Origin of the sequence: Bacteroides sp. (assembly GCF_052357945.1) — a bacterium.
Lineage (GTDB): Bacteria > Bacteroidota > Bacteroidia > Bacteroidales > Bacteroidaceae > Bacteroides.
This window is the reverse complement of sequence record NZ_DAWCXD010000013.1, coordinates 41,205-65,021: the sequence shown is the minus strand read 5'-3', so window position 1 is coordinate 65,021 and position 23,817 is coordinate 41,205. Positions and strand designations below refer to the sequence as shown.

Genomic DNA, 23,817 nt, shown 5'->3' with positions numbered 1-23,817 from the left:
ACATCATCTGTTTATTTTTAATACATTGTATATATTCTTCTCTTTTTTCCTGTTTGGGTTACAGCACAAACATACAAATATATAGGAATAGAAGATGGCTTGAGCAATCGCCGGATATTCAATATTCAGAAAGATGCCCAGGGCTATATGTGGTTCCTTACAAATGAAGGGATGGACCGATACAACGGTAAAGATATAAAACACTATAAATTAAATAAAGAAGGTAATACTTTAGACGCTCCCATACGTCTGGGATGGCTGTATACAGAACCGCATATAGGCATCTGGGTGATTGGCAAGCAAGGGAGAATCTTTCAATATGACGCTAATAAAGATGATTTCAGAATGGTATATAGATTACCGGATACTTCTGAAACAATTAGCTGTGGTTATTTGGACCGGAATAATAATATTTGGTTATGTCGCAAGGATACTGTATTGCTTTATAATATTAAAGATGCTCGTATCTTCCAATTCCCTAATGTGCTTCACAGTAGTATCACGGCAATAGAGCAAGTAGATGAGCACCATTTCTTTATAGCAACGGAGACAGGCGTACGATATGTCAAACAGGAAAATAATGTTTTAGAGATTATACCTGTTGAAACATTAAACTATTTCCATGCTCAGGTGAGTGAACTGTATTTTCATCAGCAATTAAAAAGACTGTTTATCGGTTCATTTGAAAGAGGAGTTTTTGTGTATGATACGAATACGCAGGAAATTATACGGCCGGACGCTGACCTTAGTGACGTAAACATAGCTCGTATCAGCCCTTTAAATGAAACGGAACTGTTGATTGCAACCGAAGGGATGGGAGTATATAAAGTTGATGTAAACACGTGTAAACTGGAACATTACATTGTAGCCAACTATCAGAGTTATAATGAAATGAACGGAAATAACATCAATGATGTCTTTGTAGATGAAGAAAAACGAATATGGCTCGCCAATTATCCTACCGGGATCACAATAATGGATAACCGCTATGAAAATTATCATTGGATGAAACATTCCATGGGTAATCACCAATCGCTAATCAACGATCAGGTACATGCGGTTATTGAAGACGAGGATGGCGATTTATGGTTTGGAACCAGTAATGGTATTAGTCTTTATCAGTCAAAAACTGGTAAATGGCATTCGTTCCTAAGTTCTTTTGACCAACAGATAAAAGATAAAAATCATATCTTTATTACTTTATGTGAAGTATCTCCCGGAGTTATATGGGCAGGAGGATTTACTTCCGGTATTTATAAAATAAACAAGAATACATTGTCGGTTGAATACTTCTCTCCTTATCTGCTTTCCCGCGTCAATATGCGCCCGGATAAGTATATTCGTGATATAGTTAAGGATTCGAGAGGATATGTCTGGTCGGGAGGGTACTATAATCTAAAATGTTTTAATCTGGCGACTAACAGTGTTCGTTTATATCCGGGGTTGAATTCTATCACATCGATTGTTGAAAAAGACAAAGACAATATGTGGATCGGAACCGTTGGAGGATTGTATTTATTAAATCGAAATACCGGCGAATATCAGTTTATTGAAATGGAAATAGGAGCTGCTTATATCAATACGCTTTATCAGGCAGATGATGGCTTGCTATATATCGGAACAAATGGTGTGGGAGTATTTGTGTACAATCATCAAAATAAAACATTCGAGCACTATTTTTCTGATAACTCCGCCCTGATTTCAAACAGGATATTTACAATACTGCCGGAAGTGAACGGGCGTATAATGATGAGTACAGAGAATGGAATTACCTGTTTTCATACTAAAGAGAAGATATTCAATAACTGGACCAGAGGAGAAGGATTGTTACCTACCTATTTTAATGCATCTGCAGGGGCAGTGCGTAAGAATAAAGGCTTTGTATTTGGAAGTGCGGATGGAGCGATTGAATTTCCGGAGAATGTGAAGTTTCCAAAGTATGAGTTTTCCAGACTGATATTCAGTAACTTTTATCTTTCATATCAACCTGTTTATCCGGGTGTTGAGGACTCCCCTTTACAGAAAAGTATTGATGAAACGGATGTACTGGAACTCAAATATGATGAGAATACATTTTCATTCGAAGTCTCTACAATCAATTATGATTCACCGGGAAATGCACTATACTCCTGGAAGCTGGAAGGATTTTATGAGAAATGGACACAACCGGGAGATAATAATTTGATTCGTTTCACCAATTTACCTTCGGGTAAATACACTCTTCATGTACGTGCAGTATCCAGAGAAGAACATGATATTGTCTTTCAGGAACGTAGTATGAAAATTATCATCACACAACCTTTCTGGTCGAGTTGGTGGGCTATTTTATGCTATATCTTGTTTGTGATCGGAGGATTTTATTTTATTCTACGTGTGATAAATCTAAGAAAACAAAAGAATATATCTGATGAAAAAACGCAGTTTTTCATTAATACAGCTCATGATATACGTACTCCGTTAACTTTGATAAAAGCACCTTTGGAGGAATTGCTGGAAGAAGAGAATCTTACCGACAACGGAATAACCCGTACGAACATTGCATTGAGGAATGTGGAAGTTCTTCTGAGACTGGTCAGCAATCTGATTAATTTTGAACGAACGGATGTATATTCCTCTAAAATGAGTGTTTCCGAGTATGAGTTGAATACCTATATGAATGATATATATGATACATTTGCTTCTTATGCAGCCATCAGGCGCATTGAATATACATACGAGAGTACTTTCAGCTATATGAATGTATCGTTTGATAAGGAGAAGATGGATTCTATTTTGAAGAATATAATATCGAACTCGCTAAAATATACTCCGGAAAGTGGAAAAGTCAGCATTTCCGTATCTGATACGAACGATTCATGGAAAGTGATTATCAAGGATACAGGTATAGGTATTCCTGCCAGTGAACAAAGTAAGTTGTTCAAGCTACATTTTCGTGCCAGCAATGCCATTAACTCCAAAGTGACAGGTAGTGGTATAGGATTAATGCTGGTAGGAAAACTGGTCAGCCTTCATGGTGGTAAGATTAGTGTAGAGAGTGTTGAACATCAAGGTACGACAATCAAAATTGTCTTTCCGAAAAGCAATAAGAACTTTCAAAATACCGGGGAGGAAACGCACTCTAAGTTTGAAGCGTTGGCTCCTGTACTCCCCGCTCCGAATGTACCTGCAAATACAACTGTCACTGTAAATAATCCAAATTCACGACGAATTCTGGTTGTAGAAGACAATGATGAGTTACGCTCTTATCTCGTCAGTTCATTATCTTCCATCTATAATGTGCAAGCTTGCGCCAATGGAAAGGAAGCATTGATTATTATAAAAGAATTTTGGCCGGAATTGGTACTTTCTGATATTATGATGCCGGAGATGGGAGGAGACGAACTGTGTGTCGCTATTAAAAGCGATATTGAGACTTCACATATTCCTGTATTGTTGCTCACAGCTTTAGGAGATGAAAATAATATTCTTGACGGTCTGTCCATTGGTGCGGACGAATACCTCATCAAACCTTTCAGTGTGAAAATTCTGCGGGCAAATATTGCTAACTTACTGGCAAACCGGGAACTGTTGCGCATGAGATATGCCAATCTGGATATAGAAAAAACGATGGTTCCGTCTGCAAACGGCACTAACAGCCTTGATTGGAAGTTTATATCAAATGCTAAGAAAATCGTGGATGAGAATATAAACAACCCTGAATTTTCCGTTGATGTGCTCTGTGAATCAAGTGGCATGAGCCGTACCAGTTTCTATTGTAAATTGAAAGCATTGACAGGACAGTCTCCGACAGAGTTTATTCGGGTGATGCGTTTGAAACGTGCTACCGAGTTACTGAAAGAGGGTGGATATGCTATTAATGAGATTTCAGACATGGTTGGATTTTCTGAAACTAAATATTTCCGGGAAGTATTCAAAAAATACTATAAGATGAGTCCGAGCAGGTATGCTAAAGAAGGAGGTAATCCCGCTGCTACTGATCTGGAAGATGACGACGAAGAAGATTGATAAATAAAAAGCAAATAGATACGTTGTATTTTAAAAAGTTCTCCTCTGTTATAGACACCCATAACAGAGGAGAACTTTCTTTTTCAAGGCTTATAGCTCTTTTCTGGGAAAAGCGCTTGTTGATCGGGAAGTTATTTGCGAATCAAATATCTAATGAATAAATAACCTCCGAATACTTGCAGGCACATTCCGGGAATTCCAATGCGGAAATCCTGAATGGCATTGTAGAAACTACCTATATACATCCACTCTCCCAATGTCCCTACAGCTTGATAGGTAAGTACCACGCCAACCAATACCGGGATGGAGATACGTCCGAAACGTTGTGCGGCCCAACCGGCAGCAATGGCGAGCAATACGGACTTTAATAAAATAGCAGGCAGCACCGCCGGCATCGGCATACCAAAAAGTAAGGAGTTGATAATAGGGGAAAGAACAGCAGTCAGCAGACCGACTTTCCATCCGTACTTATAAGCTCCGATCAGTGTGAAGAAATAGATGGGCAGCCAGGTTATTCCTCCTTGCGGTATGAGATGAAAAAAATGGGGAAAAAGGATGTTGCCAACGATGAATAACGAGGCTGCCAGATAAGTTCTCACATTGCCGTAATTCAGCGAATAGAGTTTTACAGTAGTTGATTCCATATCATTTTATTATTTAAAGTTCAAATTAATACCACCCATAAACGTAGCTTTGGGCATGGGATAACCTGCATTTATTTCATAACGCTGTGCCAGCAGGTTTTCTCCTTTTATGAAGAGGTTAGCTAAACGGCAGACACGATAATTCCCACGAAGATTCCATAAAACAAAATGATCCTGTTGCTCGCTACCCTTTACAACAGAAGTATAAAGTTCTTTCACATATTGTACTCCAGTCGATATACTCCAACGTCCAGAAGTATAGTCCGCCCCTGCATACAATTTATGTTCGGGGGCAGCAAGAACGGGATTCTCCATGTGCAACCAGCTATAATTGGCGTTCACATTCCAGTGTGAATTGATGTGGTAGCCTATATTCGTTTCAACTCCCCAATTCTCTATCTCTCTGGAATTGATATTCAATGGAGGAAAGAGTCCGTTTGACATAATCAGATTGTTGCCATTGATATAGTAAAGGCTGACTCCGTAGGATAATGCCCCTTCCAGCAGACGTTGTGAATAGGAAAGTTCATAGTTAATTAGTTTTTCCGGTTTCAGTTCCGGGTTGGCAGGAGGAAACATATACATCTCACGAATGGTCGGATTACGGTATCCTTTGCTGACCATTGCTTTAAGTTCTGCATTCTTGGGTAAATGAAAAGCCAGTCCGCCTTGTGGAATCCATTCTGTACCTACGTGTGAATGGTGGTCTACACGAATACCTGCGTCCAGTGAGAACCAACTGCTGATATCCTGACGGAAATCAACGTATCCGGCAAACTCATCCATTTGCTTGTCTACTCCCGGAGTATGTTCACCCGTAGCCAGTACTTTGTTCCATGACTCACCTCCGAAGTGTTGATAATCAAATCCTACGGTCAAACGATTACCGGTAAAGAAAGTGGCACTCTGATACCATGATACACCCAGCATTTTGTCTTTAGAGTTGAAATGTGATTTTTGCGGTTCTTTTCCTATCTGATAGCCATCATTGATTTTATGCCGTCCCCAGTTATAGAAAAAGCTCAAACCTCCTGAAGTCTTTTCATAATAATTTTCCAAAGCAAACGATGTCATTCCACGAGTGATACGGGAATCATTGTCGATCAGTGGTACTTGGATAGTCCCCGGATTGGAAGCATTAAAATGGGTTACATTCACATCTCCCCATACTTTCCAGAAAGAACTGATATCATAACCTAACTTTGCGTATCCACCATATTGCTCGAATCCCATATCGGGACGATGTCCATCTGTACGATTATATGATCCGGTTACGACGCTACTGAAACGTCCCTTCTTGACACGGTTGGAAAATTCAGTCTGCAACGTGTTATATGAACCGTACCCAACTTGTATATTCGTCTTCACACCTTCTTCCTGTTGCCGACGGGTAACAATATTAATCACACCCCCCATGGCATTCGAACCATAAAGTACAGATGCAGGACCATGTAAAACTTCCACTTTCTCTGCCATCATAGATTGATAAGCATCCGCTATCGGATGTCCCATCAAACCCATGTACTGCGGATGACCGTCAATCAGTACCAATAATCCTGCTGTCGGACTACCACCGATACCACGCAAGCTCATGCCACCTGCAGCTCCGGTAGATACGCCATATCCCATGATGCCACGACTGGTAGTGAATAATCCCGGTACCTGCTCCGTTAACAACGGCAAAAGAGAAGGCTCATATCTTTTCTCAATTTGTTGCCTGTCGACTACGGAAATGGTCATCGGAAGATGACGCACATCGGTTTCATTACGTGTTCCGGTGACTACGACTTCATCAATCATATAATTTCTTCCGGCCTGTATGCTATCCTTTTTAGTCTGTGCCATTCCCGAGATGGAAAGCAAGCTACCGAACAGGAATAAACAAGCTGTATTTCTTTTCATACTTTATTTCGTGTTTCAAGTTTCTTCTTTTACTTCTTATTTCTGATCTTTTCCAGAAAATCGCGGATCAGTGGTAATATTTCTTCTGCTGATTCCACTTCGCTGCACATTGTCTCTACAGGACATCCTCCTGTATGGTTACGGTTCCAGATAAAAGGTACTTTCTCTGTAAAATCAACTTTTATATCTGCTTTCTGAAGTAACTCCAGCGCTTTGGTACTGATAATATCGGTATATAACTCTTTGATACCTCCCAGAATCATCAGGGCGGCAGCTCCCTTTCCGACCACCTTATCAGCAATCGAAGCTCCTTTAAGAAACTCCGGTTCCTGAGTCAGTAAATCATAGATATCAGCCACACCGCGTTGAGTGAAAGTGCGGATTTCTCCTTTGTTGGCAATAGTACAGGAATATCCTCCTGTATGTAGTAAATTGATTAATTCTTCCATCTTTTCTTTTATAAAGTACCTTGTTTCAATTGTTCTACGAACTGATCTATCCGATGCAGCTCTTTTGGAATATCAATGTTTTGCGGACAGTGTGCCACACACTGGTTACAACCGATGCAATGGCTTGCCTGACGAAGTTTTGGCACGCTACGGTCATATCCGACTAGGAAAGCACGTCGGGCTTTCGCATAATTCTCATCCTGCTCGTTCCTGGGGACATTCCCTTCATTGACACAACGGTTGTAATGTAACAACACAGCAGGTATATCCAACCCATACGGACATGGCATACAATATTTGCAGTCGTTGCAAGGGATCGTTGGATATTTCAACATTAATTGTGCCGTTTCTTCGAGAAACTCTTTTTCTTCATCTGTCAACGGTTCCAAAGGAGAATAAGTGCGGAGATTATCTTGCAGATGCTCCATATAAGTCATACCACTTAACACAGTCAGAATGTCCGGAAATGAACCGGCAAAACGGAAAGCCCAGGAAGCGACACTACTTTCCGGACGGCGTTGTTTGAGCCGTGCTACCAGGTTGTCATTCAATTTAGACAAACGACCTCCTAAAAGCGGTTCCATGATGATAGATGGAATTCCTCGTTTATGCAATTCTCCATACAGATATTCAGCATCCGTATTCCGGGTATTGGTTTCTTTGGCATGTTTCCAGTCTACATAGTTCAATTGTATCTGTACGAAATCCCACTTGAATTCATCGTGCCGTGAAAGCAGATAGTCATACACTTCGATATCCCCATGATAGGAGAATCCCAAATTGCGGATACGTCCTGCCTCCCGTTCTTTCACCAGAAAGTCAAGCATTCCGTTATCCAGGTAGCGTCCTTTAAGGGCTTCCATTCCTCCCATGCCGATGCCGTGAAGCAGCATATAATCAATGTAATCTACCTGCAGGTCTGCAAACGATTTGTGATACATTTTGAGCGATGCTTCACGAGACCATGTATCGGGAGAGAAATTGGATAACTTGGTGGCGATATAATATTTGTCACGGGGATGACGGCTCAATGCAATACCCGTTGCCTTTTCGGAAAAGCCCTGTACGTATGCCGGAGATGTATCGAAATAGTTTACTCCGTGAGCGATTGCATAATCAATCAGTCCATTCACGGCATCCTGGTCGATTACTTCACCATTACCGTTGGGAGCAGGTTTGAGAGGCCAACGCATACAACCATATCCCAAGAGTGAAACACGGTCACCGGTAGTCGGAGACGTGCGGTAAGTCATTTTATCGGTGGGCACCTCTCCTTCTCCTGTTACGCTGCTTGAAGAGGAAGTACCTTTTGAAGAGCATCCGTATAATAGCCCTGTTGACGTGGCTGCACTAATACCTACAATCTTAATGAAATCTCTTCTATTTATATCTTTCTTATTTTTATCTTCCATAATCTTATACTGATTTAGATCAAATAATTCTATGCATCTGATGTCCTGTCACATAAATAGCGCTGAAAGGACGGGACGGACAAAGGTTCTCACACGCCCCACAACCGATACATTTTTCTACATTTACTACCGGAATCTTTGGAGAATCTGTTTTTTCAGGATCGGAAGCTACCATCTGTATGGCACCTGTCGGACAATGGCGGGCACAGTTGCCACATTCCATTCCATCTGTCAAAGGTACACAGTTCTCTTTAATCCATACGGCATGTCCGATCTGAATAGCTGATTTCTCGGCAAGACTGGTGAGATGAATAGCACCGGCAGGACAAACTTCCGAACATTTAGTACATTCGGGACGGCAATACCCACGTTCGTATGACATTTCCGGTTGCATCAATGTCAATAGGTTGTCCGATGGGCGCAATACCTGGTTGGGACAAACAGAGACACATAATTGGCAGGCTGTGCAATGTTGAGTGAAATTGCGTGCGCTTAATGCACCGGGAGGATAGATAGGATTTTCTCTTTGGGGAATCTTTTTATCTTCGATAGTAGCCAATCCTCCGTCTACTTTTTTCTCTTGTGCTTTCAGTACAGAAGTTGTTGCAAAAATGGCCGATGCTGAAAGGAAGCTACGACGGGCATTGTCTACCTGTTCAGTAGTGACAGACTTTGCTTTCGTATCTTCGCTCGTAGCTGTTTCGTTCTTAGGTTTCCGTCTTGTGTATGTAATGGCTCCATGCTTACACTTTCCGATGCAATCCATGCAAGTCACACAACGGCTATAATCTATTTCATGAGCTTTCGGATTAATACACGATGCTTTGCAATTGCGGGCACACAAACCGCAACTATTGCATTTGGAAGTATCAATTACCGGTTTGAATATTGCATATTTGGATATAAACCCTAATACAGTACCTACGGGGCAGATCGTATTACAATAGGTTCGTCCGTTGCGCCACGCCAGAATGAAAAGAACAACAAGGGTAACAATGGCAAGCAGCATCGTCGAAAGACTCTTTATCCATACATCTACCTCATAAAAAGCATAACTATCCATTCGTTCGGCGAAGTACGCCAACAGGTTGTTTCCCCATTGCCAGACCGGTGCAAAAAGACTGGAAGCTATCCGGCCATAAGCACTATACGGTGCCAGCAAAATAGCCAAAGAGTTCAATCCTGCAACCATCATGATAATGAATACTCCTAAAACGCCATACCGCAACCATTTCATTGCTGGTGAATAACGGAACCGGTTTTTCTTTTGTTTGCCGGATACCCACGAAACAATGTCCTGAAACACTCCCAACGGACAAATAACAGAGCAGTAGATACGTCCGAACAGGAATGTAAGTACAACTAAAAACAATACGACACCTATGTTCAAGGCTAATAAAGCCGGCAGAAATTGAATTTTCGCCAACCATCCGAACCATGTGTGCAATGTACCCGTGAAGTCGAGAAAGAGCAGGGTAATAAGTGTAAAGCACACAATGGCGGTTGTAAGTCTGATAGTACGTAGCATAAACTAATTAATTTTCAATTTATAGTAGTTATATCTAAATGTCTAAAACTGTCAGGATTGAACCATCTATATTTCAACTTTGCAAAGTTAATCAGGGAAATTTGTTTTTCAACTATACAAATTACAGAATGTTTTACCAATTTTACTGATAACAGACGGGAAAACCTTTAGCCGATTGGGTAAAGCACTATTTTTCTAATGCCACGACCTCTCCAATCTCCGGAATCAATACATTCAGAGAATCTTTATTCTTCATCTCTTCTGCATTTTTGAGAGGTTCATCCCAACGATGTTTGGCCAACGCATATTTAGAATGATGTACGGTCAGAACTCTTTTCGCTTTTAAATCTCTGGCCGTCTGTGCCATATACTGGGGCATCAAATGGATCAAGCTCCATTCTTCGTTGTATTGTCCGTTTTCGAGGATTGCAAGGTCGATGTCCGGAAATCGGTTACCTATTTCTGCGTAATGCGTATCATATCCTCCGTCTCCGCCGATGTATATCTTTTGTGAAGGAGTTTCTAACAGGAAGGAAGCCCAAAGTGACTGGTTGGCAGTAAGTCCGCGACCGGAGAAATGGCGGGCAGGCAAACAATGTATCATAAAGCCCGGAGCGAGGTTTGCGTCTTCATTCCAGTCAAGTTCTATCAGACGCTCTTTATCAAATCCCCAATATTCGAAATGTTCGCCAACACCCAACGGACAAATCACTGCTCCAATCCGGTCTTTTAATTTTTTGACCGTGTTGTAATCCAAATGATCCCAATGATCGTGACTAATCACGAGATAATCAATGTCCGGCATATCATCGGGTGTATAAAGTTCCGTACCTTTGAATGGCTTGTTGACAAAAGATACGGGAGAAGCCATACAAAATACCGGGTCAACCAATATTCGCTTTCCTCCCGTTTGAATCAGGTAAGATGAATGTCCGAACCATACCAATATTTCTTCATTAGGGTCAATCTTGCGTAAATCCGTTTTTATTGCTTTGACAGCCTGTTCGGGGCGCAAACCGTCTATCTTTCTGAAAATGAACTCCCAGATTCCGCTAAAACGTCCCCTGTCGGAAGTCATCAATAGGGTTTCATGCTGATTTTTAAATTCTCCGTTTCTGTAATTAGGAGATTTCATGACTCTTTCCAGCCGTTCCCCATGGGGAGTTCTGCCGAAACTGGCTTGATTGATAAAAACAATGACTGACACCGCCAGCAATGCTATTACAGCTAATATACATCCTACAATCATACGTGCTTTGAATTTCTTGAATATGATACGCATATAATTCATAACTAAATTATTTCACGCAGCAAATATACAGGTATTCAGAGAGCTTGTTAGTATATATATTACAGATTGTTATACCATAATTACTGAAAGCAGTTGCCTGTTGGGTGTCAGTCTATTGTGTGAACAAACCCTTTTCTTGTTCAGTTATTTAGAAATAAATTTTGTAGCTGATGTTCGGAATCAGACCCGCTCCGTCTTTTTCTTCTACTACACTCGTTCTTTCATTGTATTGATAGAAATGCATTCCGGTGCGCATACCCACATTCAGTATTTTCAGAGAAAACTCGTGGGATACTCTTTTCTTATTGATCCGAAAGCTGATGGAAACATCACCGTTTATAGATGGATTGAATCGTTTAGTATAGGCTTTGCTCTCGTCAAAGACGATGTCTTTTTCTTCCTGACTTTTTTCTTCATCCACAGGTGTATAGCGTCCTCCTCCCTGAAAGAACAGACGGCCGTTTACACTTAATACATTCTGTTTGAGTCTGCCAACCATCCATTCTTTTCCGGCGAGCAGGTTCACTAAAAAACTTTTATCCAGTCTCGTATTTCGCCAGATACGGTCTCCTCCCCTATATTTCGATTTGAATAATGAAGCTGTAATCATATAGTAGAAGCCGTTTTTCATGTATTGTTCCAGTGTTATATCTATTCCATAGTTTTTGGCTATTCCGGTGTTTGTCAATATGCGGTCTAAATAGAATTCTTCATAATTGATAATCGAAAAGGAGGAGTTTTCCTCAACTGGTATGTGGAACAAGTATTGATAATAGGGTTCTATTTTCAGATGTAGGGTCTGATTGATATTCCAGTCATAAGTGAATCCGAAATGATGTGCCTTTGAGAAGTCCAGGTACCGGTTTGATTCCTTTTTACCATTGATTATCTGTTCAACAAAGTAATAGTCGAGCCTTTCCCGACGGCTATGCAAGCCGTAAGCAGCTGCTAAAGAATGTGCAGGATTTATTTTCCATTTAAGGGCAACTCTCGGTTCTATCGACCAGTTCTTGTTTAAAGTAAAATATTGTCCGGTAACCCCTAAACTGGTTGTCAGATTGTTGCTCAAGTTTATTACGGAACTACTATATGCCGAGAGGACTGTGCTTTCTCCACTGCCTTTCGATATTTGCTCCATAGGTTTGTTTAATCCCAAATAAGGGCTGACTTTGTAATCAAGATCATATTTAAGTTCCGTAATGGTAATCCCTGTTCTGTTGGTATGCCTCGGACTGAATTTCTTATTCAGATATGAATTGAATACTAAATTCCATCTACTATTCTGAATATCTGCTACATTAATAATAGCGTCGTCGGTATGTAAGTCTGCCAATGAACGGTCTTTGGAATAGGTAGCGGATAGAGAAGAACGGATATAAGTATTTTCATCCAGTACATATTTGTGCGCTAAGCCACCTGCCAGCTTATCCAGTTTATTATATCCTGACGACCGGTCTCCCATCGTTTCCCATTCGGAACGTTCCAAAACATCTGCTTTATTCCTGTCTATCAATCCTAATCCCCAGATCGAAAAGGTTCCGGCTTTACGTGTGGGAAAATTTAGTTTGAAGGCTAAATCCTGATATTTCAGGTTGATGTCATTACCCGATGCCAGTGAAGTAGTAGAAAAACGATAATTCACCAGATAGGAACTTCCCCGTTTTTTACTGATAGGACCTTCCGAAGCTAAATCTATGCCCATGAGTCCGACCTGAAAGGCGTGTTCGTACTTCTGATTATTACCATTGCGCAAATGCATATCGAAAACACCGGATAAGGCATTACTGTATTCCGCTGGGAAAGCTCCATTATAGAAATCGGAGTTTCCGATAACTTGCGTGCTTAAAGCAGACAGAAATCCCCCTCCCAGCCCTGCTAAATCGGCAAAATGAGTCGGATTAGGTATTTCAATTCCCTCCAGTCTCCATTGGGTAAATTGCGGAGCGTTTCCCCGGATGGCGACCGCATTGGTACCGACATCTCCTGCCACTCCAGCAAATGCAGAACTTAACCGTGCCGGATCATCAAACCCATTGGCAAATCGGGACGCTTCTTCAATACTAATCATACGCCCTCCCGTAATAGCCATCGGGTTGACTGTCCGGTCTTTTTTTATTTCCGGTTTGACAAGCACTTCAGCCAAATCCTGCACATTTTCATCCATAGGGATTTCTACAAATACTTCTTTGGATGATGTGACAGACACTTCGCTAATGATACTTGGGCGATACCCCATAAAAGATGCCTGAATATTATAACGTCCTATCGGGACGTTATTAATCCGGAAATTTCCCCGGTTGTCAGTTGAGCCTCCCAGTGAAGGTTTCTCTGCTATACAGACGGAGGCATATTCTATTGGCGTATTGGTTTTGGAATCAACAACGATTCCTCTTATGGTTTGAGTCAGTTTTTGTATATCATCATTGGCAGGCTTTTGCCGGTTATCTTGCAAAGAAATAATAATATGATATCCTTTTATTTTATATACATATCCGGTTTCTTTTAAGAGTTGAGTCATCGCTTTATCGACAGCTACATTTTTAAGAGATAAAGACTGCTTTTTTTCTATATCCAGATTCGATTGTTCATAAGCGATGCTATATCCGGTTTGTGATTCAATTTGAGCAAAGGCTTCTTTTAATGATATCCTTTTATTTTGTATGGTAATCTTTTTTTCTTTGTTCTGTGCGACAGTTGTAAGAGAGAGAAAAGTAAAAAATAAAAAAATGGCGAGCTTAGCTGCCCGTTTATTCGTATTAATTCGATTCATTATTCTATATTTGTATGTTGATACTTCATTTTACGTCACTTGTTGAATGAGGATAGGCATTTCAGAACTGGGAAGAGGGTCTCAAGCTGCTTCCCGGTTCTTTTTGTTCATAGGCTGTTTCTTTTATGGTTGGGTTAATACTATTTTATTTTCATGTTGTTGATAATCAAAGCCGATGATATCTTTCAAGATATTCAGTATTTCATCCAGATCTTCATCTTTCAGAAATTTGACAGTATATCGTTTGGACGCAGGGATATTTGCCTCATTATCAATCGTGGTGTTATAGTGTCTTTCGAGGGTTCGGAATATTTCTCCGGCAGTAGCATTGGTAAAGATCAGTTTTCCCACTACCCAACTGTTGGTGTCATGAGTATCTATCACTGATATATGGATGTCTGACGACTTCTTATCGTATGTAAGCTGTTCATTGGGTTTAAGTATCCGGGGAGGTTGGGACTGGACGCTCACTTCTACCTTGCCACTCGTCAGTGTAGTTGTTATTTTTTCATCACCAGGATAGGCTTTCACGTTGAATTTGGTTCCAAGAACCTTCACGGAAAGCTGGGGAACTTCCACGATGAAGGGGCTTGCAGTATCTTTTTGGACAGAGAAATAAGCTTCACCGTTAAGAATGACCAAACGTTTATCTTTAGCAAAAGTTTCCGGATATAAAATGGTGCTTCCCGCATTCAACCAAACTTCCGAACTGTCCGGCAAGATTAGACGTTTCTGTTCTCCATAAGCAACGGATACCTCTATCATCTCGTTTTGGGGAGAAAGATAGCAGAACATTCCTCCTATTAATAAAAGCAATGGAACAACAACTGCGGCAACACGGGCAAACCTCTGATAAGAAGCGATGCCCGTCAGATGTTCTTTATTGTATCCGGTTCTTAAATTCACCCGTTCCAGTGAGGCATAAGTGCTCGAATCGGCTTCTACGTCCAATTCATTCCAATAATCTAATGAAGCTTTTGCTTTCGCCTGCTGGTCTTTATCTTTAATGATCCACTTTTGCACTTTCTCTTCCGTTTCGGATGGAAAGCGGGTGGAAAGGAACATTCTGATGATTTTGGTGATATTACTTTTCTCCATTTTTGCTGCACTTTACTATATATACAGTTAGGTGGCAAAAAGCTCAATAAGAAAATGAATATTTTTGGAGAAAAAATAAGTAAAGAAGAAAATAAAGTTACAATAATGATAACAGAAAACATGAAATAACCTTCCGTATCTCTTTTAAAGCGAGGCTTAGCTGGCTTTCAACATTTCTTTTGGTAGTGTTCAGTCGTTCGGCAATCTCGGCATTGGATAATCCTTCATTACGACTTAATGTATAAATCATTCTCCGTTGTTCGGGCATTCCTCCGACAAGTTCGTCAATCAGCATTTCCAATTCTTTGGCAATAAGGTCTTCTTCGGAAGTAGAGCTATATCCTGTTTCTTGATTATGGTTCAGGTAGGCATCACACACATATTTATGTTTCAGAAAATTGATTGCTGCATTTCTTGCAATGGTGTGCAAATAAGAATTGAATGATTTGGACGTATCAATCGAATGACGGTTGATCCAAAGATTGACAAATAAATCCTCTGTCAGCTCTTCTGCATCAGGCTCCGATTTTATATATCCGTCAATAAATGCTTTGGTTTTGTTGTAGTATGTAATAAAAATAGTCTCAAAGGCCTTGTGATTCCCATCCTGAAAGGCCTCCAACGTTTTTATATCAATGTTGTTATTCATACTATTTCCCAACTTTCATTTCATTGGGACAAAAGAAGCAATAATTTATTTTAGATAGATGGTCTTTTTTGAAATATTAATGATATTAGAAAGATTTATTCTATTTTTGTACGAAGCATATAGTAAAAACGGAAATGAAACAATCAAGTAAATATGGAAAATAAAAAATCAACTCTTCGTTTTATCTATCCTCAATGGCAAGGAGGAATTGTAGATCATTGGATGCCTGATATTCCGGCGGAAGATTCATCCAGAGGCTACTATCTGGGAGCACAGTTATTGAACTATTTAGCCCCACAGACCGGTCAGAAGACCGTCGAAGTTCCGGTTTCACTGGATATCAATGACAGAGCGACGGAAAAAGGTATTAGTGCACGTAGTGTCATATTGAAACAAACTAGAGCTGCGCTCGATCTGCTTAAAGAGAATCATCCGGATCGGATTGTCACTTTAGGAGGAGAATGTTCCGTTAGTGTTGTTCCGTTTACTTATTTAATCAATAGATACCCGGATGATGTAGCTATCGTCTGGATAGACGCACATCCCGACATCAATCTGCCTTATGATGAATATAAGGGTTATCATGCAATGGCACTAACAGCTTGTTTAGGAATGGGAGATGAAGAAATAATGGAATTACTTCCGGGAAAAACAGATGCTTCCAAAGCCCTGATTGTCGGACTCCGCTCATGGGATGAAGGTATGCAGGAACGACAAAGAAAGCTGGGAATTAAAGGATTATCTCCACTGGAAGTTGCCAATGATCGTACAAAGATTATGGAATGGCTGAAAAGTACCGGGGTTTCGAAGGTGGTTATACATTTCGATATGGATGTATTGGACCCGGCAGAGATAATCGCTGCCGTAGGCGTTGAGCCTAACGGCATGAAGATTGAAGAAGTAGTTCGTATCATTAATGATATATCCTCCGAATATGATCTGGTAGGACTTACAGTTGCCGAACCTATGCCACGAGTGGCAATCAAACTTAGAAATATGCTCAATCAGTTACCTCTATTGAAAGATTAAATCCCCCTTTGACGAGGACGGTAAAGAATACCGAATACATTCAGTAGATACCCCAATAAACACAATAATGGGGCAATACGTATGCGTGTTCCACTAAATATATCGGGATTATAGGCGGCAAGGGTACTCCCCTCGCCGCTCATTAATATATATCCTATGATAATCAATATAGAGCCGATAATTAAGATAACGTAATTTCTTTTGCCCAATACTGTTTTTATTTCTTCTTCTCTTATTCTTTTCGATTTCATATTCTTTGAGTTTAGTTGTGATAATTCATTAGTTGAGTGAGTCGCATATATTTCTTTTCAAATTGCTGATTACTCTGTTCATATCTCTCTTTATCCATATTCTTCAGTAATTCATTACACTGATTCCATTGCCAGAACCTATACAAACAATCCCGTTGAACCATCTCTATCCGGTTCTCTCCTAACGAGAAAGCCCAGTCGATATAATTTTCCGATTCTGCTATCAGATGATTCAATAGATCGGTCGCTCTCTGCGTTTCTCCTATGGAAGCATAAGCGGTGGCTATATCATACGAACCGCTCTCGTATACTTCGGGAACATTATATGCCGGAATAGCTTGCCCAGCATATTCCAATACTTTTCTGGCACGGATGTCGTCTCCTTGTTTCACCAATTCTTTAGCCAGTTGCGCAAAAAGCCTTCGATGAGAATAACAGATGCGCAGGGTTGTTTCGTCCAGATAAAGTCCGGGAGTATCCAATCCTCCGTATTTATATCTGTTCATCACATTCTCGTAGAGTTTCTCCGTATCTATGGCATATCCGTTGCCTTCTTCTACGTCTCCCCATTCTTTATAGTTGAAAGGAGTAAACCGGAATGCTAACCCTTCCTGAACAAAGTAGTCATCAAACTTCAGTTTACTGGAGTTGCCTACCGAGATAGCCATGTACAGGGGACGTTCCCAGTTACAGTTAGCCAAGATCTCGAGCATGAGTAAGTCCACTTTAGTCAACAGACGTATATCTTTTAGAGAAATAGACAGTTTATCCAGTATTGCATCTCTCAGTTCTTCTCCTTTTAAATGACGAATGGCTTCAGGCAACATCATTCCAGAACGGAGTACTGCATCCTTATCAATATAAATATTTATTGTATCGGTAGGTATCACATGGAATTCCTGTTTCTCCGCGAACACCCAATATTTCAGGATATTCTTTATTTCATACGGATCATTTCCAAAACTATCACGGGCTTCTTCGGGATGTTTCTGATACAATGCTTCTATCTGTTTCTTCAATTCCGGACGAACAGCCACATATTCGTTCTTCCCTTCCTGGTATTGATTTTGATCCCAACTGATCGGCAGTCCGGGAGCATCGTACAGAGGACATTGTTGCTGATAAATGTACCAGTCGGTCTGCGCATAACTTAAATTGCAGATACGTACATCTCTGCGTACTTCTTCCGTATCCTGATTATACCACAAGGGGAACGTATCATTATCCCCGTTACAGAATATAATCGGATTTCCTTTGTCGGGAAGTGTCATCAGATAGTTAGCTCCAAAGTCACGACAGGTATATCGGTTGCTTCGATCGTGGTCATCCCAAGTCTGGCTTGCCATTTGTATTGGGACAAACAGGCAAAGCAGCATGAGTAAGCTGACTGGGAGGATTTTTGCCTGTTTTCTGCGAAGCATGTCACAACATCCGGCGGCTCCCATTCCAATCCAGATAGCGAACGCATAAAACGAACCTGCATATGCATAATCCCGTTCACGAGGTTGTCCGGGAGTCTGATTCAGATAGAGCACAATAGCCAATCCCGTCATGAAGAAAAGGAAAAATAAGACACTGAATTGCTGCTTGCCTTTTTTCCCGCGTGTCCATTGCCAATAGATACCGAGTAATCCTAATAATAATGGTAAGCCATAGAACACATTGTGACCTTTGTTCTCACGCAAAGATTCCGGCAAAAGTTTTTGATCTCCCAGTCGCAGATTATCAAGCCATGAAATTCCTGTAATCCAGTTACCATGTTCCGGTTCACCGCTTCCTTGAATATCATTCTGTCGTCCAACAAAATTCCATAGAAAATAGCGCCAGTACATGTAGTTGAGTTGGTATGTGATAAAATAAGTCAGGTTCTCTTTTTGTGTGGGAGCCTCATTTGCACCTCCTCCGGACCATCCTTTGTAAGAAGCGGCCGAACGATCATTCCACATTCGTGGAAACAACATATTTTGAGTGTAGCACACGTCTTCTTTATAGCGGATAATTTTATACTTGCCTTCTTTCTTATCCGGCCGATAGATGGCACTACCTTTTTCTGTCTTTACCTTGTAATAGTCTCCTTCGGGCACATACTCCGGTTCGGACGCATAGGTTCTCCCATAAAGTAAAGGAGCACTTTCGTACTGTTCGCGATTCAGGTAGCTTTTGAGTGTGAAAATAGTATCCGGTGCATTCTCATTGAGCGGCGTATTAGCATTGGCACGAATGAGTATGACCGCATAGGTGGTATATCCTATGGTGAGCATGAGTAAACACCACAAACCGGTATTCACGATGCGTTTTCTGAACCGATAAATGGCTCCTATCAGTAAAAACAGGACCAAACCCAGAAAGACGATCAATCCTGACTGGAAGGGTAATCTCATCACATTGACAAAGAATAATTCGAACCATCCTCCTACATCAGCCATTCCGGGTATATAAACAAAAAGAATCAATACAATAAGAATACCGGATAATGCAATGGCCCCGATAACTCCCTTGAGTGATAGGGTCTGATATTTTTGGTAATAGAACACTAATACAATGGCAGGAATACAAAGCAGATTAAGCAAATGTACTCCGATTGAAAGGCCTATAATATAGGCTATCAGGATAATCCAGCGGTCACCGGACACAGAATCTGCTTCATCCTGCCAGCGAAGAATCATCCAAAAGACCAAAGCCGTGAGGAAGGAAGAGAAGGCATATACTTCACCCTCTACCGCACTGAACCAGAATGTATCACTGAAGGTGTAAGCCAAAGCTCCAACAAACCCTGCTCCTAAAATGATAATTACGTCGGTCGTTGATAGCTTCTGTGCATCATCCGTAAGTATGCTCCGCACCAATCGGGTAATACTCCAAAAAAGAAATAAAATACACCCTGCACTTAACAGTGCATTTAAAAAGTTGACCATGCGCGATACCTGCGAAGCATCGGACGCAAACTGGGTGAATAGATTCCCGACAAGCATATAGAAAGGTGCTCCCGGTGGATGACCTACTTGTAGCTTTTCGGCACATGAAATAAATTCGGGACAATCCCAAAAACTTCCGGTAGGTTCAATAGTCATTCCATACACAAAAGCTGCTATCAGAAAGACAATCCAACCTCCTAAATCGTTTCCTCTTTTAAATAATAAGTTACTCATTGTTCTGTCATTTTTTTGTTTGCAAAGTTACAGAACATGCATTTTAAATAAGCCTTTTTGGACGGACGGATACGGACAAATAGATTTTGTAATCTATTGATATTCAATACTGACTGATAGCCAAATACAGACGAAAACAGACCACATATATACTAGCATAATTTATTTATTCTGTAGTTCTATTACATTCTCAAGTTTAGTTCAAAACTGGCACTGGAATGAGTAAAACGACAGGGCAAACGGTACGGATTTGAATTCAACTGTTACATAGTGAAAAAAATATCTATCATGCTATCATTTATTTTGATAATGAGAATACGATTAAGATGAATGATACTTATGATAGATATTTTTTCTACTATGTATTTAATTCAAAGCAGTATCGAAGAAAAACAAGCTTTTGGTGCTGTCTATTCCCAATAATTATCAGGTGATCCCTTTTGAGAACTGCATCCTGTATTGTTTTGGAGGTATGCCAACATACTGCTTAAAATATTTCCTAAATGTAAATTGCTCGGGAAAATTCAGTTCACTTGCAATTTCTTTTATACTTTTCTGCGACTTCTCAAGTAACAATTTTGCTTGATTCAATGTGATTGCGATAATCCATTCAGAAGGAGGTTGCCCCGTTTTTTGCTTTATAATAGACGTAAAGTGCCCAGTTGACAACTGCGCCTCATTAGCATAAAAAGTAACACTACGTTCTGTTTTAAAATTTGCATGTAATGAATATATGAAATTATAAACTACAGATTCTTGTTTTTCTATCGGCTGTGATTCTACCTTTTTAGTTCGAAAATAAATGCTAATGACTTCTAACATAGCTTCTTGCTCTAATAACTGTATCAGCAGTCGAATCAAGTTTTTTTCCTCTTCGGCAGTCTCTGCCAACTGTTTGCGCTTCTTTTTTATCCGTTCATTTTGATTAATGATAAACTGGATGTCTTCCTCTTCTAATTGCATACAAGGATTATTACGAAGTTTAAGATGAAGAACAGTGTCAATAATGGAATGAATTACTGCATAAAAGATTTCCAATTCATCTATGATATGAATGCCATCAAAATCTGTACTTTGAGAAACTTTATGTATCGTTATTAAAGGGCTGATTACATAAAGTATTCCTTTTTCTATATGATACACTTGATTATTTACCAAAACATCAGCAGAGCCGGTTGTGCAGAGAAATATACCAGCCTTATTTTTATATTCTGGAATAAAATTATTGAGATACAATCCCATCTTATCAATATCTGAATTTTCCATATCGTATGATTTATTTTTAGCAAAAATATGAAATTGCTCATTAATATACAATGTATAAGTTTAATATGATAGACAAATATTCGAATTTGCTCAATCAAACAAGGTATTTGACATTGTCCAGCATCTTGGTTGGGCGTATTTTTGCATCATCAATTTAAAGAGTAATATGTATATGGTAAAGTCATTAAAAACAATTTATGCTTTGATAGGTATGTTACTAATACCTTTTTCAGCAAATTCCCAATTGACGTTAAGTGAATGTCAACGACTGGCTTGGGCGAACTATCCACTTTTAGAGAAGTATAAACTAATTAGGCAAACAACCTCCTATTCTATTCAGAATATCAACAGAGGTTATCTGCCGCAACTTACGGTTAACGGACAAGCATCTTATCAATCAGATGTAGCCACTCTACCAGATGTTTTGGCTAATATGCTCGAAAGTAGTGGCTATAATGTTAAAGGTCTGAATAAAGACCAATACAAGGTCGGGATTGATTTAAACCAAGTAATTTGGGATGGAGGAAACTTGGAAGCACAAAAGGTAGTCACCGATTTAGATGGAAAGATCCAAGCAGTTCAAACAGATGTGGATATGTATGCTATCCGCGATCGTGTGAATAATCTGTTCTTTGGCATTTTGTTGATTGAAGATAAGATCCAACTGAATAAGGATTTGCAAGCTCTACTGTTATCCAATTGCCAAAAATTGGAAAATATGCTTATGAACGGTACTGCTATGAAAGCAGATGTTGATGTAATGAAAGCCGAACACTTAAAGGCCAAACAGCAAATGACGGAACTAACCTCCATGAAGAAAAGTTATCAGCAGATGTTGGCTATTTTTATTAATAAAGATCTGAAAAGTGTTTCTTTCCTGCAGAAACCGGAAGCGACCATGCCATTATCGTATGAAAACCAACGACCGGAATTGACGCTTTTCACTGCACGAATGATGCAGACTGATGCACAGAAGAAGCTCCTTAATGCAGGAGTACGTCCTAAAATCAGTCTGTTTGCGCAAGGATATTATGGATATCCCGGATATGATATGTTTAATGATATGTTTGACCATAACTGGACATTGAACGGTGTAATTGGGGTTCGTTTAAGTTGGAACATCGGTAAACTTTATACGCATAAAAATGAGAAACGTAAGCTTGATCTTGCCCGTAATCAGATAGAAACAGCACGAGATGTTTTTCTATTTAACAATAGTCTGCAATCTACACAAGAAGTAACAACAATGAACAATACCGGAAAATGATGATGGAAGACGACAATATCATTGCTTTACGTACTTCGGTCAGGCAAGCTGCTGAATCCAAACTGGAACAGGGCATTATTGATGTAAACAACTTGTTGCAAGAAATCACCCGTGAAAATCAGGCACGTATCGACCGTTCTTCTCATGAAGTGGAAATGCTGAAGAATATTTATGAATTGAAAAATACAATAAACCAATAAATTATTGAAGATATGAAAACGTATAAGATTTTAAGAATTGGACTGACTGCCCTGCTGGTAGCATGTAGTAATAACAATAACGATTATGACGCATCCGGTATTTTCGAAACGACCGAGGTTATTATTTCTGCAAAAGGTAATGGAGAGATTATGAAATTTGATGTAGAAGAAGGACAAGATGTTGTTCCACAGGCCACTTTAGGGTATATTGACACGATACAGTTAGCTTTAAAGAAAGAACAACTGTTAGCTAGTCACTCGGCTACGAACAGCAAGGTTTTAAATGAAAACCGGCAATTGGCTACTATCCGGCAGCAGATTGCTATTCAACAACGGGAACGAAAGCGTTTTGAGGAACTTGTGAGAACGAATGCCGCAACACAAAAACAGTTGGATGATATTAATTATCAAATACAGGTATTAGAAAAACAATTGACAGCAGCAGCAGAGCAAATCAGTAGTTCAAACAATAGCCTGTCCAGTCAAACTACAGGTATTGAAGCACAGTTGGCACAGATAGAAGATCAAATAAGGAATTCTATTATTGTGAGTCCCATACAGGGGACAATTCTGACAAAGTACGCTGAACCGGGTGAATATGCCGCTCCGGGAAGAGCCTTATTTAAAGTTGCCAACATGGAGGACATGAGACTACGTGCCTACATCACCGCCGATCAATTGACAGGACTTAAAATAGGCCAAAAAGTAAAGGTTTATGCCGATCAGGGAAAAAATAACCGTAAAGAGTACGAAGGAACCGTTACTTGGATGGCCGATAAAGCGGAGTTTACTCCCAAAACGATACAGACCCGTGACGAACGTGCCAATTTGGTATATGCAATAAAAGTATCTGTGACGAACGACGGATTGATTAAAAAAGGTATGTACGGTGAAGTAAAATTTTAGA

17 protein-coding genes are annotated in these 23,817 nt (G+C 40.0%); 5 read left to right on the top strand and 12 right to left on the bottom strand.

Annotated elements, in window-relative coordinates; all coding sequences use genetic code 11:
* Window positions 1-171: 171 nt before the first annotated feature.
* Entirely contained in the window at window positions 172-4,005 is a 3,834-nt protein-coding gene (locus tag ACT8YW_RS05265) for an ATP-binding protein (protein WP_444104248.1), read from the top strand.
* A gap of 131 nt (window positions 4,006-4,136) precedes the next feature.
* Here ACT8YW_RS05265 and ACT8YW_RS05260 read toward each other — a convergent pair whose 3' ends face one another.
* The 9 genes from ACT8YW_RS05260 to ACT8YW_RS05220 all read right to left on the bottom strand — a co-directional run bounded on the left by ACT8YW_RS05260 (window position 4,137) and on the right by ACT8YW_RS05220 (window position 15,748).
* A complete protein-coding gene (locus tag ACT8YW_RS05260; RefSeq protein WP_444104247.1) occupies window positions 4,137-4,649 on the bottom strand; it encodes an ECF transporter S component in 513 nt (170 codons plus the stop codon).
* Between the two features lie 9 nt (window positions 4,650-4,658).
* Window positions 4,659-6,551 (bottom strand): TonB-dependent receptor, encoded by a 1,893-nt coding sequence (locus ACT8YW_RS05255; protein ID WP_444104246.1) that lies wholly within the window; start codon window positions 6,549-6,551, stop codon window positions 4,659-4,661.
* A gap of 29 nt (window positions 6,552-6,580) precedes the next feature.
* The gene (locus tag ACT8YW_RS05250) at window positions 6,581-7,000 is read right to left on the bottom strand and encodes a DUF1893 domain-containing protein (RefSeq protein WP_444104245.1); all 420 of its coding nucleotides are present in this window, start codon (window positions 6,998-7,000) and stop codon (window positions 6,581-6,583) included.
* 8 nt (window positions 7,001-7,008) lie between these two features.
* On the bottom strand, window positions 7,009-8,412 hold the full coding sequence (locus ACT8YW_RS05245) for an aldo/keto reductase (protein WP_444104244.1): 1,404 nt from the start codon (window positions 8,410-8,412) through the stop codon (window positions 7,009-7,011).
* A gap of 19 nt (window positions 8,413-8,431) precedes the next feature.
* Window positions 8,432-9,940, bottom strand: a complete 1,509-nt coding sequence (locus tag ACT8YW_RS05240; protein ID WP_128131614.1) for a 4Fe-4S binding protein — start codon at window positions 9,938-9,940, stop codon at window positions 8,432-8,434.
* A gap of 187 nt (window positions 9,941-10,127) precedes the next feature.
* Complete coding sequence (locus ACT8YW_RS05235; RefSeq protein ID WP_008999619.1) at window positions 10,128-11,231, bottom strand: MBL fold metallo-hydrolase; 1,104 nt, start codon at window positions 11,229-11,231, stop codon at window positions 10,128-10,130.
* Window positions 11,232-11,379: 148 nt separating this feature from the next.
* Complete coding sequence (locus ACT8YW_RS05230; protein WP_444104243.1) at window positions 11,380-14,001, bottom strand: carboxypeptidase-like regulatory domain-containing protein; 2,622 nt, start codon at window positions 13,999-14,001, stop codon at window positions 11,380-11,382.
* 123 nt (window positions 14,002-14,124) lie between these two features.
* Complete coding sequence (locus tag ACT8YW_RS05225) at window positions 14,125-15,099, bottom strand: FecR family protein (protein WP_444104242.1); 975 nt, start codon at window positions 15,097-15,099, stop codon at window positions 14,125-14,127.
* Between the two features lie 97 nt (window positions 15,100-15,196).
* On the bottom strand, window positions 15,197-15,748 hold the full coding sequence (locus ACT8YW_RS05220) for an RNA polymerase sigma-70 factor (protein ID WP_008999616.1): 552 nt from the start codon (window positions 15,746-15,748) through the stop codon (window positions 15,197-15,199).
* Between the two features lie 153 nt (window positions 15,749-15,901).
* Between ACT8YW_RS05220 and ACT8YW_RS05215 the strand changes: the two genes are divergently transcribed.
* Window positions 15,902-16,777 carry an arginase family protein gene (locus ACT8YW_RS05215; RefSeq protein ID WP_444104241.1) on the top strand — a complete coding sequence of 292 codons (876 nt, stop codon included), beginning with the start codon at window positions 15,902-15,904 and terminating at the stop codon, window positions 16,775-16,777.
* Here the strand turns inward: ACT8YW_RS05215 and ACT8YW_RS05210 are convergent.
* The 3 genes from ACT8YW_RS05210 to ACT8YW_RS05200 form a co-directional block, all read right to left on the bottom strand.
* Complete coding sequence (locus ACT8YW_RS05210; protein WP_004325939.1) at window positions 16,774-17,028, bottom strand: DUF3098 domain-containing protein; 255 nt, start codon at window positions 17,026-17,028, stop codon at window positions 16,774-16,776. The two genes, ACT8YW_RS05215 and ACT8YW_RS05210, sit on opposite strands and share 4 nt — an antisense overlap.
* A gap of 11 nt (window positions 17,029-17,039) precedes the next feature.
* Window positions 17,040-20,177 (bottom strand): glycosyltransferase family 117 protein, encoded by a 3,138-nt coding sequence (locus ACT8YW_RS05205; protein WP_444104240.1) that lies wholly within the window; start codon window positions 20,175-20,177, stop codon window positions 17,040-17,042.
* 426 nt (window positions 20,178-20,603) lie between these two features.
* Window positions 20,604-21,443, bottom strand: coding sequence for a helix-turn-helix transcriptional regulator (locus ACT8YW_RS05200; protein WP_444104239.1), 840 nt, complete (start codon window positions 21,441-21,443; stop codon window positions 20,604-20,606).
* Window positions 21,444-21,615: 172 nt separating this feature from the next.
* Here ACT8YW_RS05200 and ACT8YW_RS05195 point away from each other — a divergent pair, with 172 nt between their 5' ends.
* From ACT8YW_RS05195 to ACT8YW_RS05185, 3 genes are read left to right on the top strand one after another with little or no spacing between them, the layout of a single operon-like run.
* Complete coding sequence (locus ACT8YW_RS05195; protein WP_444104238.1) at window positions 21,616-22,710, top strand: TolC family protein; 1,095 nt, start codon at window positions 21,616-21,618, stop codon at window positions 22,708-22,710.
* Window positions 22,707-22,910 carry a hypothetical protein gene (locus ACT8YW_RS05190; RefSeq protein ID WP_444104237.1) on the top strand — a complete coding sequence of 68 codons (204 nt, stop codon included), beginning with the start codon at window positions 22,707-22,709 and terminating at the stop codon, window positions 22,908-22,910. Before ACT8YW_RS05195 ends, ACT8YW_RS05190 begins: the two co-directional genes overlap by 4 nt.
* 12 nt (window positions 22,911-22,922) lie before the next feature.
* Window positions 22,923-23,816 carry an HlyD family secretion protein gene (locus tag ACT8YW_RS05185; RefSeq protein WP_444104236.1) on the top strand — a complete coding sequence of 298 codons (894 nt, stop codon included), beginning with the start codon at window positions 22,923-22,925 and terminating at the stop codon, window positions 23,814-23,816.
* Window position 23,817: the final 1 nt, after the last annotated feature.

Excerpts from the sequence above, each read along its gene's own strand:
- ACT8YW_RS05230 (WP_444104243.1), bottom strand. The coding sequence starts at position 14,001 with ATGAATCGAATTAATACGAATAAACGGGCAGCTAAGCTCGCCATTTTT.
- ACT8YW_RS05220 (WP_008999616.1), bottom strand. The coding sequence starts at position 15,748 with ATGAATAACAACATTGATATAAAAACGTTGGAGGCCTTTCAGGATGGG.
- ACT8YW_RS05190 (WP_444104237.1), top strand. The coding sequence starts at position 22,707 with ATGATGATGGAAGACGACAATATCATTGCTTTACGTACTTCGGTCAGG.
- ACT8YW_RS05200 (WP_444104239.1), bottom strand. The coding sequence starts at position 21,443 with ATGGAAAATTCAGATATTGATAAGATGGGATTGTATCTCAATAATTTT.
- ACT8YW_RS05265 (WP_444104248.1), top strand. The coding sequence starts at position 172 with ATGGACCGATACAACGGTAAAGATATAAAACACTATAAATTAAATAAA.
- ACT8YW_RS05225 (WP_444104242.1), bottom strand. The coding sequence starts at position 15,099 with ATGGAGAAAAGTAATATCACCAAAATCATCAGAATGTTCCTTTCCACC.
- ACT8YW_RS05235 (WP_008999619.1), bottom strand. The coding sequence starts at position 11,231 with ATGAATTATATGCGTATCATATTCAAGAAATTCAAAGCACGTATGATT.
- ACT8YW_RS05260 (WP_444104247.1), bottom strand. The coding sequence starts at position 4,649 with ATGGAATCAACTACTGTAAAACTCTATTCGCTGAATTACGGCAATGTG.
- ACT8YW_RS05205 (WP_444104240.1), bottom strand. The coding sequence starts at position 20,177 with ATGAGTAACTTATTATTTAAAAGAGGAAACGATTTAGGAGGTTGGATT.
- ACT8YW_RS05195 (WP_444104238.1), top strand. The coding sequence starts at position 21,616 with ATGGTAAAGTCATTAAAAACAATTTATGCTTTGATAGGTATGTTACTA.
- ACT8YW_RS05250 (WP_444104245.1), bottom strand. The coding sequence starts at position 7,000 with ATGGAAGAATTAATCAATTTACTACATACAGGAGGATATTCCTGTACT.
- ACT8YW_RS05245 (WP_444104244.1), bottom strand. The coding sequence starts at position 8,412 with ATGGAAGATAAAAATAAGAAAGATATAAATAGAAGAGATTTCATTAAG.
- ACT8YW_RS05210 (WP_004325939.1), bottom strand. The coding sequence starts at position 17,028 with ATGAAATCGAAAAGAATAAGAGAAGAAGAAATAAAAACAGTATTGGGC.
- ACT8YW_RS05240 (WP_128131614.1), bottom strand. The coding sequence starts at position 9,940 with ATGCTACGTACTATCAGACTTACAACCGCCATTGTGTGCTTTACACTT.
- ACT8YW_RS05215 (WP_444104241.1), top strand. The coding sequence starts at position 15,902 with ATGGAAAATAAAAAATCAACTCTTCGTTTTATCTATCCTCAATGGCAA.
- ACT8YW_RS05255 (WP_444104246.1), bottom strand. The coding sequence starts at position 6,551 with ATGAAAAGAAATACAGCTTGTTTATTCCTGTTCGGTAGCTTGCTTTCC.
- ACT8YW_RS05185 (WP_444104236.1), top strand. The coding sequence starts at position 22,923 with ATGAAAACGTATAAGATTTTAAGAATTGGACTGACTGCCCTGCTGGTA.